This window comes from Pandoraea sp. PE-S2T-3 (assembly GCF_002179965.1).
GTDB lineage: Bacteria > Pseudomonadota > Gammaproteobacteria > Burkholderiales > Burkholderiaceae > Pandoraea.
Genome location: NZ_NGUQ01000014.1, coordinates 263,101 through 277,483 on the forward strand (window position 1 = coordinate 263,101; position 14,383 = coordinate 277,483).

Below are 14,383 nucleotides of genomic sequence, written 5' to 3' on the forward strand. Positions count from 1 at the left end.
TGATTGAGTTGAAGAACTGAATGTGCTGATCCCCACCGGCTCAGGGCCTGTTCACCCGACGCTGCCGGACATTACCGATCGAAAGGATTTCGCCATGCCGACACTCTCCGATGCTACCCGCCAGTACCGCCGCGATCTGATGAACGATCTGATGGATCACACGCGCGTCGATGCCCTGATCTTCACCGCCGCCGACTTCTTCCAGTGGGCGACCAACTTTCACGTCGACGTGCAGACGTGGGAGCGCCCGATTGCGGTGTGTGTGCCGCGTGACGGCGAGCCGTTCGCGGTCATGAACGAGCTGTCCACGCACCACCTGATGATGGCGCGTGAGCGGGGACATCTGTGGCTCGATCTCGACCGCGTCTCGCTGTATGCCGAACACCCGCGTGTGACGCAGCGTCTGCCGTTGCTTGCCGAAGTGCCTTCGCTTATCGCTGAACGTCTTCGTGCCGCCGGTCTCGCGGGTGCACGCATCGGCGTGGATGCGGCGGGCGGCCCGCTCGCGCGTGCCAGTGCGTCGCTGCCCGATGCGAAGCTGGTGCCGATGCTCGCCGAGATGCGCTCGCTGCGCTGGGTCAAGCATGCGGAAGAGATTGCGATCATGCGCGCGGCGTCCGAACTTGCCGACTGGGTGCAGGATCGCTATCGCGAGAACATTCGCCCGGGACGGCTCGTGCAGGAACTCGATTACTCGATGGCGGCCCTGATGGTCACCGAAGGGGCGAAGCGGTTCCCCGGCGAGAATCTGGAAGTCATGCGTTGCTGGACACTCTCCGGCCCCGCGTCGGCTTCGCCGCATGGTGATGGCGCGTCGTGTGGTGCAGTGATCCGCGAGGGCGACGGGCTGGTAAACATCGTGATTCCACGCCTGAACGGGCTCGTGATCGAGAACGAACGGACGTGGTTCTGCGGCAAACCGTCGAGCGATCAGGCGAAGTTTTACGAAGTGGCCCGCGCCGCCAACGAAGCTGCCGTGAACGCGGCGGTGACCGGCCGGCCCGTCTCGGGCATCGACGCCGCCGCGCAGGCGGTCATTGAAAAGGCCGGTTGCGGCGAATACATCCGCCATCGCACCGGGCACGGCATGGGCATCATCGGCCATGAATATCCCGACGACATGGCGTTCAATCATCGTCCGCTGCTGGCCAACGAGGTCTATTCCGCCGAGCCGGGCATCTACGTCTACGGGCTGGGCGGCTTCCGGCTGGACGACTCGGTCGTCACCGGCGACACCCCTGAAATGCTCACGCGTACGCCGCGCACGCTGGCCCACGCCACCATCGACTGAGCGCGCACGAGACGCACACGAGAGACACACGAGAGACATAGGCATGGCACCGCGCACCCCATGCGTGCACGGTGCTTGAGAGACACCGTCTGGGAGGAGAGGTTATGGAGTCGATTCTGTTGTCGAACTGCGCGTTGCTCGATCCGGTCAAGGGCGAGTTGCGCGGTGATCACGCGGTGCTGATCGAAAATGGCCGCATCAAGGAAGTCTCGGACAAACCGATTCGCAGCCAGAGCGCGCGCGAAATCGACGTGCGCGGCAAGACCGTCATGCCGGGCCTGATCGATCTGCACGTGCATGTGCATGCCACGCAGCTCAATCTGTCGGCGCAGGCGCATCTGCCCAACGTGCTGGTCACGCTCAAGTCGGTGCCGATCCTGCAAGGCATGTTGCGGCGCGGCTTCACGACCGTACGCGATGCCGGCGGCGCCGGGCACGCGATCAAGCACGCGGTGGAAAGCGGCTTGGCCGAAGGCCCGCGTCTGTTCGTGTCGGGCCGCGCCATCAGCCAGACCGGCGGACACGGCGACGGCCGCCCGCGCACCGACTACATCGGCACCGACGGCCCGTGCCCGTGCTGTGTCCGTGTGGGCGCGCTGTCGCGGGTCGCCGACGGCGTGGATGAAGTGCGCCGCGCCGTGCGCGAAGAACTGCAAATGGGGGCCGATCAGATCAAGATCATGGCCTCAGGCGGTGTGGCGTCACCGACCGATCCCGTGGGTGCATGGGGCTATTCGGAAGACGAGATCCGCGCCATCGTGGCCGAAGCGCGCGGGCGCGGCACGTATGTACTCGCGCATGCCTACACGGCTGCCGCCATCGAGCGCGCCGTGCGATGCGGTGTGCGCACGATTGAACACGGCAATCTGGTCGATGCACCGACGGCCCGCTTCATGGCCGAACAGGGCGCGTACGCGGTACCCACGCTCGTGACTTACGATGCGCTCGCGAATGAAGGCAAGTCGCTAGGTCTGCCCGACGACAGCGTGGCGAAAATTGCCGACGTGCACGCCGCCGGGCTGCGTTCGCTCGAAATCTTCCGCGAAGCGGGCGTCAAGATGGGTTACGGGTCGGATCTGCTCGGCGAGTCGCAGCGGCTGCAATCGGATGAATTCCGGCTGCGCGCCGAAGTGCTCTCGCCTGCGGAGATTCTGCGCAGCGCGACGGTGGTCGGTGCGGAGGTGCTGGGACAGTCGGGCCAGTTGGGCGAAATCGTGCCGGGCGCACACGCCGACATCCTGATTGTCGACGGCGATCCGTTGCGCTCGCTCGACTGCCTGCTGGGGCAAGGCGAGCGGATTCCGATGGTGATGAAGGGCGGTAAAATCCACGCTTTTGCGCTCTAGGGTCTGCTCACCTTAGGCAAACGCGTCGGGGCACTCGGGTGCCCCGCCCTCTCTTCGGGAGACCTGATGGATTTTCGGCACGTCGACGCCTTTCGGGCGCTGATGCTCACGCGCACGACCACCAAGGCCGCGCAAGTACTCGGCACGTCGCAGTCGGCAGTGAGCCGGCTGGTGGCCGACCTTGAGCGGCTGACACGGCTCACGCTGTTCGATCGTGCACGGGGCCGGCTGGAGCCGACTGCCGAAGCGTTGGCCTTGTTCGAAGAGGTCGAGCGGCGCTACGCCGGGCTCGAGAACATCCGCGAGTTCGCGCTGAACCTGCGCAACCCCGATCAGGCCGTGATTCGTGTGGGCTCGGTGGTGTCGTTCGGGCTGGGCTTCTTCGCCCGCGTGATGGCGGGGTACCGGGCGGTGCATCCGAGTGTGCAGCTTGCGCTGGTCACGGGGGCATCGGATCTGATTCGCGATCAGGTCGTCACGCGTCAGATCGCGCTCGGGCTGCTCACCGACACCAAGGATGTGGCCGCCACCGACGCGGTGTCGTTCGCCAAGCTCGACGCCATTTGCGCGCTGCCGGCCGGTCATGCGCTGGCCCGCAAGAAGGTCATACGGCTCGCCGATCTGAAAGGGCAGCCGATCCTCTCGTACGAGCCCACGGACATGGTGCGCTGGGGCATGGATCAACTCTTCATCGAGGGCCGCCTGCATGAGCAGGTCGTGGCCACCGCGCGCTACTCCGTGAACATCGGCACGATGGTCAAGGAGAAGCTAGGCATCGGCCTGCTGCACCCGGTAGCGGCCTACGATTTCCTCGACTCCGATCTCGTGCTGCGACGCTTCGAGCCGTCGATGCCCTTTCATACCTTGCGCGTGACGCCCCGCTCGGCGGCACCGAGCGCGCAGATCGACGATCTCGTGCGCGTGATGGAAACCACGCTCGACGATGTGATGCGCGCCGTCGAAGATCGTATGAAGCGCTGAGCGCGAGGCGCCACGGCAAAGCGCCTTATGCCGCATCTTGCGCAAGCGCCTCACGAACCGACGTGCGCTCGCTCACGCGCGCAAACCATGCGCGCAGGTGGCGGTATTCGCTGAGATCGATGTCGGCGTTGTAGACCGACGTCATCCAGCTCGCCTTGCCCCAGCGCGTAATGGCGAACAGGTACGCGTCTGCCACCGTGAACGACTCTCCCATGAGATACGCCTTGCCTTCGAGTTGGCGATCGACCCATGCGAATCGCGACGCCAGCTTCGGGCGCGCCGTCTCCACATACTTGCCTGCGGCCACCGCATACAGCAGCGGAATAAAGCCCTTGTGGATCTCCGCGCTCAGAAAATTGAGCCATTCGAGCAGACGGTATCGGGCAAGCGTGCCGTGCGCGGGCACCAGACCGGCTTCCGGGCGCTGATCGGCCAGATACTGCGCGATGACCACGCCTTCTCGCAGACACGTCCCGTCATCGAGTTCCAGCACCGGCACGTAGCCAAGCTCGTTGACGTCGTAGAAGCTGCTGCCATCGTTGAGCAGATGCTTGCGCGCGTCGACGCGAATCACTTCCGCGGCCAACCCCGTCTCCTGCAAACCGATGCAGATCGCCAGCGAACAACTTCCCGGTGCGTGATACAGCTTCATTGCGTTCTCCTTTTGAACCCTGATAGCGGTGAGGAAGCGACTATCGCTCACTCGGTATAAAAAGAGAAGAAGGCAAATGTTTGTGATATAGGTACAAAAAATATACCTACTCAGGTGCCCAATGAAGGAAAGTGCGACCGGTTGTTCTGTCGAAGAATCGATGCGTTTGCTCGGTGGACGCTGGCGATTGCTGATCGTCTCCTACCTGCTCGACGGGCCGAAGCGATTCAATGATTTGCGGCGCGACGTGCCGGGTATTTCACAGCGCATGCTCACGCTCGATCTGCGTGCGTTGGAAGACGCCGGATTGGTCAAGCGAACCGTGTTCGCCGAGGTGCCTGTCAGAGTTCAGTACGAACTCACCGAAGACGGTGAGCGCCTGCGCCCCGTGGTCGCCGTGATGCAGGAATTCGGCCTCTGGCTCAAGGCGCGTCCGGCGGCGGCTGACGACGCACAGTGAGGTCAGCGTCTACAGCATCCGGTCGCACATGAAGTCCACGAACACGCGCAGCTTGGGCGAGAGATGACGGCTCGACGGCCACAGCATCCAGAACTGACCGGGATTCTCCAGATAGTCACCGAGAAAAACCTGAAGCTCGCCTGCGGCAAGCGCGTCACGCGCGAGAAAGTCGGGCATGTACGAGATGCCGAGCCCGTGCGTGGTCGCACTCAGCAATGCCTCCATGTTGTTGCACGTGAGCCCGGTAGGCAGCTTGGGCTCGCGCGTGACATCAGCAACGAACGCCCACGGCTGCAACTTCCCCGAGGTCGGAAAGCGAAAGCGGATGCACGTGTGGGTTTCGAGATCGTTCGGTGTTTGCGGCGTGCCGTGCTTGGCAAGATAGGCGGGCGAAGCGCACAGCACGAAGCGAAACGGCCCCGCGCGACGCGACATCAGCGTGGAGTCCGGTAGATCGCCGCTGCGAATGACGACGTCCAGCCCGCTTTTGATCAGATCGACGATGCGGTCGTCAAAATCCAGATCGAGCTCGATCTCCGGGTATTTTGCGGCGAACGCGGGTAACAACGGCATGACGAATCGATAGGCCGTCACCGGCAGCCCGATGCGCAACTTGCCGCGTGGCGTCTGCGATACCTGCGAGAGCATGGCGCGCGCATCGGCCAGTTCATCGAGCACGCGCCGGCAGCGTTCGTAGTACATCTGGCCAGCTTCGGTCAGATTCACCCGCCGCGTGCTGCGCTGAAAGAGCCGTACGCCAAGCGTCGCTTCCAGCCGCGCAATCTGCTTGCCGACTGCGGAAGCCGACACCCCGGTCGCCTGCCCCGCCGCCACGAAACTCAACGTTTCTGCCGCTCGCACGAACGCGGTGATTTCCGCCAGATTGTCCATCCTCATGCCCTCCAGTTCGGATTGCGGCGCATCGCCCGCGACCAGTCGACGCTAGCGCCATCCATCGACGCGTATTGCAGAATATTATTCCTTAATCTACGAACCCTCCGCCTGTTTATCCCGCATTCACGATTTTTTAGCATGTATGGGCTGGTCCCCCTCTGCGTTTCGATGCGCGTCAGCGCGTCATCTTCAGGACTCTCTTCATGTCGCTCACCACTTCCCAGCCTTGGCCGCCCGCTGACGCGTCATTGCGCCGCCGGCTGCTGGGCTTGTTCTCCGTTTGTCTGGCCGCGTTGTTGCTGCCGATGAGCTTCTCCGGTGGTGCCGTCGCCACCCCGGCCATCGGCGCCGCATTGCACGGCAGTGCTTTGGAGATGCGCTGGATTACCAGCGCGTTCATGCTGGCCTTCGGCGGGTGCCTGATGGCCGCTGGCGCGTGCGCCGACGCCTTCGGGCGCAAACGCGTCTTTCTGCTGGGTGTGGGATGTTTGCTGCTCACTTCGCTGGCCCTCGCGCTGTCGCATTCGGCGCTTGCCGTCGACTGGCTGCGGGCATTGCAGGGCGTCGCAGCCGCTGCCACGCTCGCGGGCGGTGGCGCGTCACTGGCGCAAGACTTCGACGGACATGCCCGGGCGCGCGCCTACGGTTTGCTGGGCACGACCTTCGGCGTGGGGCTGGCGTTCGGCCCGGTGCTCGCCGGGGTGCTCATCGCGCGCTTCGGCTGGCGGGGCGTGTTTGCCGCTACCGCGGTAATCGCCGCGTTCGCGCTGTGCATCGGCGCACGCTGCATGCGCGAGTCACGCGATCCGGCCGCCGCCGGGCTCGACTGGCCCGGCACGTTGTCCTTCACCGGCGCGCTCGCGTGCTTCACGTACGGCGTGATTCAAGCACCCGCCATCGGCGCGACGGCACCGGAGGTCATTGGCTCGCTCGTATTCGCGCTGGCGCTGACCATCGCGTTTGTCGTCATCGAGCGGCGTGTCACGCATCCGATGCTGGACCTGACGCTGTTTCGCTACGTGCGCTTCATCGGTGTGCAGATGCTGCCCGTCGCGACGTGCTGCTGTTACATCGTGCTGCTCGTGTTGTTGCCGTTGCGCTTTATCGGCGTGCATGGCGACAGCGAGATCGTGGCCGGGCTGCGCATGATGGCCATGTCGCTGCCGATGCTCGTCGTGCCGTTCATCGCAACGCAACTGGCGCGGCGCATTCCGGCGGGCGTGTTGTGCAGTTCGGGATTGGTACTGGCGGCCGTGGGGTTGGTGTGGCTCGCGCGCACCGCAGGCGCACCGGGCACGTTGCACAGCGGTGTGCTGAATCCGGCGTTGTGGCCGATGCTGCTGATTGGCGCGGGCAGCGCGGTGCCGTGGGGACTGATGGACGGGTTGTCGGTGAGCGTGGTGCCGACCGAGCGCGCAGGCATGGCGATGGGTATCTTCAATACGACGCGCGTCGCAAGCGAAGGCGTCGCGCTGGCGATCGTCGGGGCGGTGCTGATTGCGCTGATCGGCACGCATTTGCCTGATCTGCACGGCGCGGTGGCGCCCGACGTGGCACGTGAAGCCGTCAACCGGCTAGTAGCAGGCGACATGCGTGGCGCGATGGCCAGCGTTCCGGCATGGGGCGAAGCGGCGTTGCGCGATGCCTACGAACAGGCTTTTGCGACGCTGCTTGACCGGCTCGCCATCGTCACCCTGCTGTGCGCGACGGTCGTGTTTGCGTGTCTGGGCGGCAAACGCCGCGCGGGCGCCGCTGATCTGGGCGAACCGTCGACGGACATGAGCCCACGCTGACGCGCACGCCACGGCTACAAAGCTGTAAAAAAAAGAAAGCCCGCCGAGGAGATCCCCGGCGGGCTTTTCTTGCATTCCTTGCCGGGAGGGCGGGCCCTCCCCGGTGTCTTGCGAGACGATCGAAACTTACGAAACGATCGTCTGCGCTTCACCTTCGCGGCGCTCGCGGACCGTGCCCAGACGGTAGACTGTCTCGCCCGAGGCTTCGAGGTGCTTGACCGCAGCGTCGGCATCCGCCGCCGAGACGATCACGGCCATGCCGATACCGCAGTTGAACACGCGGTGCATTTCAGCGTCGGCGACCTTGCCGTGTTCTTGCAGCCACTGGAACAGCGGCGGCAGCGTCCACGCGTCCTTCGACAGGTCGGCGGTCAGGTTGTCGGCCAGCACGCGCGGAATGTTTTCCACGATGCCGCCACCCGTGATGTGGGCCATGCCCTTGACCGGCAGCGTTTCCATCAGCGCCAGCAGCGGCTTGACGTAAATGCGCGTCGGAGCCATCAGCACGTCGCGCAGCGGTTGGCCGTGGAAGTCGGCGTCCAGATCCGGCTTGGCCACTTCGATGATCTTGCGCACCAGCGAATAACCGTTCGAATGCGCACCCGACGAGGCCAGACCCAGCACCACGTCGCCCGGGGCGATGGTCGTGCCGTTGATGATCTTGCTCTTTTCCACCGCACCGACCGCAAAACCGGCCAGATCGTACTCGCCGTCCGGGTACATGCTCGGCATTTCCGCCGTTTCGCCGCCGATCAGGGCGCAACCGGCCAGTTCGCAGCCTTGGGCAATGCCCTTGACCACGGTTGCGGCCGTGGCCACGTCTAGCTTGCCGCAGGCGAAGTAGTCGAGGAAGAACAGCGGCTCGGCGCCTTGCACCAGAATGTCGTTCACGCTCATCGCGACCAGATCCTGGCCCACGGTGTCGTGCTTGTTCAGGGTGAAGGCAAGCTTGAGCTTGGTGCCGACCCCGTCGGTGCCCGAAACGAGTACCGGCTCCTTATAGCGCTTGGGCACTTCGAAGAGCGCGCCGAAGCCGCCAATGCCACCCAGCACGCCGTCGCGCAGGGTTTTCTTCGCAAACGGCTTGATCGCTTCGACCAGCGCATCGCCTGCTTCGATATCGACGCCGGCGTCGCGATAGGAAAGTCCGGAAGTTTCGTTAGGGTGTGACATGACGGGAATGCATCAAGGTTCGGTAAAATGCGATTTTACCCGATGCGCGGCCCCTGCTGGCACGCAAACGGGATATCGGACGCCGGCCCAGTGCCGGCGTGCCCTGCAAACCGTATGGCGCCGGCCTTCCGCCGGCTTTCTTCGTTCGTGATCCAGCAACTGTTTCTCGACCTCGGCACACCGCCGCCCGCCACGTTCGACAATTTCATTGTCGGGCCCAATCGCGAGGTGGCGCAGACGCTTGCCGGTTTGCCTGCCGATTTGTCGGCCGGCACCGCACGCGACCGCGGCATCTACCTTTGGGGGAGCGCGGGGTCCGGGCGCACCCATCTGATGGAAGCGCTGGTTCATGCCGTGGGCCCGGGCGCGCGCTATCTGCGCCCCAACAGCCCGCTGGCCGCCTTCATGTTCGATGAATCGAGCACCGTCTACTGTGTGGACGACTGCGACAACCTCTCGCCGAACCAGCAGATCGCCGCCTTCAACCTGTTCAACGAAACCCGCGCCCGGCCGCACTGCGCCTTTGTCGCCGCCGGGTCACAGCCCCCGGTTGACATGCCGCTGCGCGAAGATTTGCGTACGCGACTGGGCTGGGGTCTGGTTTTTCATATTGTGGGTCTCGACGACGACGGCAAGAAACAGGCGCTGCAAAATGCCGCCCGCGAGCGCGGCCTGCAACTGGCGGCCGACGTGCCGGCCTATCTGCTGACCCACTTCCAGCGCGACATGTCGAGCCTGATGGCCCTGCTCGACCGGCTGGACCGTTTTTCCATGGAGCAGAAGCGGGCCGTGACCCTGCCGCTGCTGCGCCAGATGTTGACTCACGCCGATCCCGCTGCCCCCGACGGCAAACACTGACTGGCACTGAGTGCTGTCCGCTTCAGGTAAAATTCGCGCAATGACCAATTTAGCTCTCTTCGATCTCGACCACACCCTGCTGCCTACGGACAGCGACAAGGAGTGGGGCCGCTTCCTCGTGCGCCAGGGCGCCGTCGACCGCGACACGTACGCGCAGGCCAATGAGGCCTTCTACCAGGACTACCGTGCAGGCCGGCTCGATATGCCGGCCTATCTGCGTTTCTGCCTCGCGCCGCTCGCCCGCTACCCGCGCGATCAGCTTGACGCCTGGCACGCGCAGTACATGGAAGAGTCGATCCTGCCGCACGTGCGCCCCGAAGCGCTCGAATTGCTCGACATTCACCGCAAGGCCGGCGATCTGTGCGCCATCGTGACCGCGACCAACACGTTCGTCACGCGCCCGATCGCCAACGCCTTCGGCATCGATCACCTGATCGGCACTGAACCGCAAACCGTCGGCGACGACCCGCAGGCCCGTTACACCGGTGCCTACGTCGGTACGCCGAGCTTCCGCGAGGGCAAGATCACCCGCACCGAAGCCTGGCTCGCGAGCCTGGGCAAGACGTGGAGTGACTTCGACCACGCATTCTTCTATAGCGATTCTGCCAACGACGTCCCCCTGATGGAGAAAGTGAACCATCCGGTGGCGACCAATCCCGATGAAGCTCTGCGCGAAATCGCGCTGGCGCGTCGCTGGCCCATTCTCGAGTTGTTCCAGTGATACGCAAACTCATCAAGAAGCTGCTCGGCAAAGAAAGCGGCACCCCCGACGCCGCCTACAGTGCCACCCCTGCCGGCACGCCGGTCGTCATTCCGGTGTCGGTGCACGGCATCGACCCGACGCTGCTCTCGAAGAACGCCGTGCGCGTGACCGACACGCTGCAACAAGCCGGCTTCAAGGCGTTCATCGTCGGCGGCGCGGTCCGTGACCTGCTGCTGGGCATCGCACCGAAAGACTTCGACGTCGCCACGAGCGCCACGCCCGAGCAAGTGCAGCGCCTGTTCCGGCGCGCGCGCATCATCGGCCGCCGCTTCCAGATCGTGCACGTGCAGTTCGGGCAGGAGATCATCGAGACCTCCACGTTCCGGGCATTGGTCGACGCGATCGACAGCGAGCAGATCGGCGCACGCCGTCCCAAGAAAGGCGAACTCGATCGCAAGACCCACGTGACCGACGAGTCGGGCCGTGTGCTGCGCGACAACGTCTGGGGCGAGCAGGATGAAGACGCCGCCCGCCGCGACTTCACCGTCAACGCGATGTATTACGACCCGGCCGCGCAAACGGTGCATGACTATCACCACGGCTGGGAAGATATTCAGAAGCGCGTGCTGCGCATGATCGGCGACCCGGCCACGCGCTATCGCGAAGACCCGGTGCGCATGCTGCGCGTGGTGCGCTTCGCCGCCAAGCTCGGCTTCAAGATCGACGACGCCACGGCCGCGCCGATTCCGGAACTCGCGCCGCTCATCGACAATGTGCCTGCCGCGCGTTTGTTCGACGAAATGCTCAAGCTGCTGCTCTCGGGCCACGCCTGGGGTTGCGTGCAGCAACTGCGCGAACAGGGCCTGCATCACGGCCTGCTGCCGCTGCTCGATGTGGTGCTGGAACAGCCGCTGGGCGAGAAGTTCGTGACGCTCGCGCTGGCCAACACCGATGCCCGCATTCGTGCGGGCAAACCGGTTTCGCCGGGCTTCCTGTTCGCCGCCCTGCTCTGGCACCTCGTGCTCGAGAAGTGGCAAGCGTATCAACGCGCCGGGGAATATCCGATTCCTGCACTGCACCTCGCGATGGACGACGTGCTCGACGCACAGACCGGCAAGCTGGCCATCCAGCGCCGCTTTGTCGCCGACATGAAGGAAATCTGGGGCTTGCAGGTGCGTCTGGACAAGCGCGTCGGCCGCACGCCGCTGCGCCTGCTCGAACACCCGCGTCTGCGCGCCGGTTACGACTTCCTGTTGCTGCGTTGCGAATCGGGCGAAGTGCCTGCCGATGTGGGGCAATGGTGGACCGACTTCCTCGAAGGCGACTCCGTCACCCGCGACGCACTGCTCTCGCAGGGCGCCACCTCTGGCAGCACGCCGGCCGCCAAGCGCCGTCGTCGCCGTCGCAAGCCGGGCTCGCGCGGCGATGGTGGTAATGAGGGTGGCGATGGCGGTGAAGGCGGCGGCAACTCGGGGGGTGCAAATTCGGGCGGCGATAGTGGTGAGAACGCTACCAGCGAGAAAAATGGCAAGCGGGTATCATCGCGACAGCATGGTTCCGAAGGTGCTTCATGACTGTTGCCTACATCGGGCTGGGTGCCAATCTTGGCGACGCCCGTCAATCGATGAAGGACGCCATCGTCTGCCTCGCGCAGCAAATTGGCGTCACGATCATCGGTAAATCCGATTTCTATCGCACCGCTCCCATCGAGTCGAGCGGCGACGACTATCTCAATTGCGTCGTTGCCGTCGAGACGTCGCTGACTGCGCGTCAATTGCTCACGCTGTGCCTGAAGATCGAGCTGCACTTCGGGCGTGAGCGGCCGTACAAGAACGCGCCGCGCACGCTCGATCTCGACGTGCTGCTCTACGGCGAAGACCGCATTGCCGAGCCGGATCTGATCGTGCCGCATCCGCGCATGGCAGAACGCGCCTTCGTGTTGCGCCCGCTCGCCGACCTCGCTCCCGAACTCGACATCCCCGGCGTCGGCCGTGTCAGCGCGCTGCTGCCGGCGGTGGCCGATCAGCGCATCGAACGTGTCGCGCAGTGCTGCTGCCCGACCAAGCGCGCCTACGCATCATGATCGCCCGATGAGATCGCCCGTCCTCGGGCGTTTTCGCTATCTGGCCGTCGAGGGTCCCATCGGTGTGGGCAAGACATCGCTCGCCCGGCGTCTCGCCGACGCGGCCGGTGCCGATCTGATGCTCGAACAGCCCGCGAACAACCCCTTCCTCGAACGTTTCTATCGCGATAGCGCGCGCTATGCGCTGCCCGCGCAATTGACGTTTTGTCTGCAACGCGTGGACGAAGCGATGGAAATTGCGCGACGCGATATCGACGGCAAGCCGATCTTCACCGATTTCCTGCCCGAGAAAGATGGCCTGTTCGCGCGGCTCACGCTGGCCGATGACGAGCTTGCGCTGTACCACCGGCTGGTCGCTCACATCGAACGGGCGCACCGCGCACCGGATCTCGTGATTCATTTGCAGGCGAGCCCCGAGACGCTGTTCTCGCGCATTCAGAAGCGCGCGATTCCGATGGAGCAGCAGATCCCCGACACGTATCTGCGCGCGCTATGCGACATCTACGGCGAATTCTTCTATCATTACGCCGCAGCGCCGGTATTGACCGTCGATACGGAACAATTCGACCCGGCGCACAATGACAGCGATTTCGCGCTGCTGATCGAACGCATCGATCAGATGCGCGGGCGCAAAGAAGTCTTCGTCAAGGGCGCGCGCCCCTGAGCCCACGAGGCTCGGCGGCGCCTCTGCCTCTCCCTCCGATCCATGCGTCGTCGCGGGCGTACGACATCACCCGTCCCCGCCCGGCGCGCCAGTGACTCCTCCTGAACCGAGGCCGACATGAGTTATCTCCAGGAATCCAATCGCAAGGCCGTGACTGTCCCCGGGCTTGCCGACATGCGTGCGCGCGGTGAAAAGATCGCGATGCTCACCTGCTACGACGCCAGCTTTGCCGCCCTGCTCGATCGCGTGGGCGTCGACGTGATGCTGATCGGCGATTCGCTCGGCAACGTGATTCAAGGCCAGCGCACCACGCTGCCGGTGACGCTGCGCGACATCTGCTATCACACCGAAACCGTGGCGCGTAACGCCAGCAAAGCGCTGGTGGTGGCCGACCTGCCGTTCGGCACCTACGGCACGAAGGAACAGGCGTATCAGAGCGCCGTGGCCGTCATGCAGGCCGGTGCGCAGATGGTGAAGATCGAAGGCGGCGCGTGGCTGGTCGATACGGTGCGCTTCCTGGTCGAGCGCAGCATTCCGGTGTGCGCACACTTGGGTCTCACGCCGCAGTCGGTGCACGCGTTCGGTGGTTTCAAGGTGCAGGCTCGCGATGAAGCCGCCGGGCAACAACTGATTGCCGACACGCGTGCCTTGCAGGCAGCGGGCGCGCAGTTGGTGGTGCTCGAAGCCATTCCCGCAGCGCTGGCCACGAAGGTCACGCCCGAGTTGCCGACGATGCCGACCATCGGCATTGGCGCGGGCCCCGACTGCGACGGTCAGGTGCTGGTGCTGCACGACATGCTAGGCGTGTTCCCCGGCAAGTCGCCGAAGTTCTCGATGAACTTCATGGACGGTCAGCCGAGCATCGCCGCTGCGGTGGAAGCGTATGTGCAGGCGGTCAAGCACGGTACGTTCCCGGCACCGGAGCACTGCTTCTAAGGGGAATCGCCATGCGCACGAGCATTTTCAAGCGACGACTGATGACGCTCGTGCTGCCGGCATGCCTGCTCGCAGGCGCCGGAAGCGTCGCGGCACAAGGGTCCCAGAGTACCTTCGTGCCCGACGCCAACATCGAGGCGGCCGCGCAGCACTATGCAGCGGACGCCGTGCGCTACGCGTTGATTCAGTACTCGGTGACCCTCGACGGGTCGGAGAAAAGCATCGCCGACGTCGAGACGGTACTGGGCAAGTTGCACGATGCGTACGCGTCACAAGACCCCAAACCCGCCGACACCAAAGTCCTGCAATATGCGCAGGTCTTCGGCAGCTACATCGGCGAAGTCTATCGTCGCAATCACGGTGGACAGTGGGGTCTGGTCACCCTTGGCGACCAACGTTTTCCCGGCATGCAGAGTGAAGGCGGCACCCGCTTTTCCCCATGGGCGAAAACGTACAACCGAATCACGCAGGGCAGCGAAGACAACATCGTCAGCTATTACGACGTTCTGCTAACGATGCCGGGCAATAAGTAAAAACGCCTTCGACGCT

Annotated in this window: 15 protein-coding genes; 12 read left to right on the forward strand and 3 right to left on the reverse strand. The window is 64.3% G+C overall.

The features are described from left to right. Nucleotides 1–94: 94 nt before the first annotated feature. The 3 genes from CDV46_RS10890 to CDV46_RS10900 all read left to right on the forward strand — a co-directional run bounded on the left by CDV46_RS10890 (nucleotide 95) and on the right by CDV46_RS10900 (nucleotide 3,618). Entirely contained in the window at nucleotides 95–1,291 is a 1,197-nt protein-coding gene (locus CDV46_RS10890) for a M24 family metallopeptidase (protein ID WP_058375844.1), read from the forward strand. Between the two features lie 104 nt (nucleotides 1,292–1,395). Then, a complete protein-coding gene (locus CDV46_RS10895; RefSeq protein WP_087691349.1) occupies nucleotides 1,396–2,637 on the forward strand; it encodes a metal-dependent hydrolase family protein in 1,242 nt (413 codons plus the stop codon). Nucleotides 2,638–2,703: 66 nt separating this feature from the next. Beyond that, on the forward strand, nucleotides 2,704–3,618 hold the full coding sequence (locus tag CDV46_RS10900; protein WP_087691348.1) for a LysR substrate-binding domain-containing protein: 915 nt from the start codon (nucleotides 2,704–2,706) through the stop codon (nucleotides 3,616–3,618). A gap of 25 nt (nucleotides 3,619–3,643) precedes the next feature. Here the strand turns inward: CDV46_RS10900 and gstA are convergent, their stop codons facing one another. After that, nucleotides 3,644–4,270, reverse strand: a complete 627-nt coding sequence (gene gstA, locus CDV46_RS10905) for a glutathione transferase GstA (RefSeq protein WP_087722527.1) — start codon at nucleotides 4,268–4,270, stop codon at nucleotides 3,644–3,646. 121 nt (nucleotides 4,271–4,391) lie between these two features. On the opposite strand from gstA, the gene CDV46_RS10910 reads away from it, so the two are divergent. Beyond that, nucleotides 4,392–4,730: a winged helix-turn-helix transcriptional regulator gene (locus CDV46_RS10910; RefSeq protein ID WP_087722528.1), complete on the forward strand. Its 339-nt coding sequence runs from the start codon at nucleotides 4,392–4,394 to the stop codon at nucleotides 4,728–4,730. A 9-nt stretch (nucleotides 4,731–4,739) separates the two neighbouring features. On the opposite strand, the gene CDV46_RS10915 is transcribed toward CDV46_RS10910, so the two are convergent. After that, nucleotides 4,740–5,621: a LysR substrate-binding domain-containing protein gene (locus CDV46_RS10915; RefSeq protein WP_087722529.1), complete on the reverse strand. Its 882-nt coding sequence runs from the start codon at nucleotides 5,619–5,621 to the stop codon at nucleotides 4,740–4,742. A 206-nt stretch (nucleotides 5,622–5,827) separates the two neighbouring features. Between CDV46_RS10915 and CDV46_RS10920 the strand changes: the two genes are divergently transcribed. After that, nucleotides 5,828–7,417, forward strand: a complete 1,590-nt coding sequence (locus tag CDV46_RS10920) for an MFS transporter (RefSeq protein ID WP_087722530.1) — start codon at nucleotides 5,828–5,830, stop codon at nucleotides 7,415–7,417. Nucleotides 7,418–7,543: 126 nt separating this feature from the next. On the opposite strand, the gene purM is transcribed toward CDV46_RS10920, so the two are convergent. After that, nucleotides 7,544–8,590, reverse strand: coding sequence for a phosphoribosylformylglycinamidine cyclo-ligase (gene purM, locus CDV46_RS10925; RefSeq protein WP_058375851.1), 1,047 nt, complete (start codon nucleotides 8,588–8,590; stop codon nucleotides 7,544–7,546). A gap of 147 nt (nucleotides 8,591–8,737) precedes the next feature. Between purM and hda the strand changes: the two genes are divergently transcribed. From hda to CDV46_RS10960, 7 genes are all read left to right on the forward strand, one after another. Then, nucleotides 8,738–9,448, forward strand: coding sequence for a DnaA regulatory inactivator Hda (gene hda, locus CDV46_RS10930; protein ID WP_087722757.1), 711 nt, complete (start codon nucleotides 8,738–8,740; stop codon nucleotides 9,446–9,448). 40 nt (nucleotides 9,449–9,488) lie between these two features. Then, nucleotides 9,489–10,169, forward strand: coding sequence for an HAD family hydrolase (locus CDV46_RS10935; protein ID WP_087722531.1), 681 nt, complete (start codon nucleotides 9,489–9,491; stop codon nucleotides 10,167–10,169). Continuing rightward, a complete protein-coding gene (pcnB, locus tag CDV46_RS10940; protein ID WP_087722532.1) occupies nucleotides 10,166–11,725 on the forward strand; it encodes a polynucleotide adenylyltransferase PcnB in 1,560 nt (519 codons plus the stop codon). Before CDV46_RS10935 ends, pcnB begins: the two co-directional genes overlap by 4 nt. Then, the gene (gene folK / locus CDV46_RS10945; RefSeq protein ID WP_058375855.1) at nucleotides 11,722–12,234 is read left to right on the forward strand and encodes a 2-amino-4-hydroxy-6-hydroxymethyldihydropteridine diphosphokinase; all 513 of its coding nucleotides are present in this window, start codon (nucleotides 11,722–11,724) and stop codon (nucleotides 12,232–12,234) included. The genes pcnB and folK overlap by 4 nt, the downstream gene beginning before the upstream one ends. A gap of 7 nt (nucleotides 12,235–12,241) precedes the next feature. Next, entirely contained in the window at nucleotides 12,242–12,898 is a 657-nt protein-coding gene (locus CDV46_RS10950; RefSeq protein ID WP_087691342.1) for a deoxynucleoside kinase, read from the forward strand. 117 nt (nucleotides 12,899–13,015) lie between these two features. Then, nucleotides 13,016–13,834, forward strand: a complete 819-nt coding sequence (gene panB, locus CDV46_RS10955; protein ID WP_058375857.1) for a 3-methyl-2-oxobutanoate hydroxymethyltransferase — start codon at nucleotides 13,016–13,018, stop codon at nucleotides 13,832–13,834. 11 nt (nucleotides 13,835–13,845) lie between these two features. Further along, nucleotides 13,846–14,367, forward strand: a complete 522-nt coding sequence (locus CDV46_RS10960; protein ID WP_087691340.1) for a hypothetical protein — start codon at nucleotides 13,846–13,848, stop codon at nucleotides 14,365–14,367. The last annotated feature ends 16 nt before the right edge of the window (nucleotides 14,368–14,383 follow it).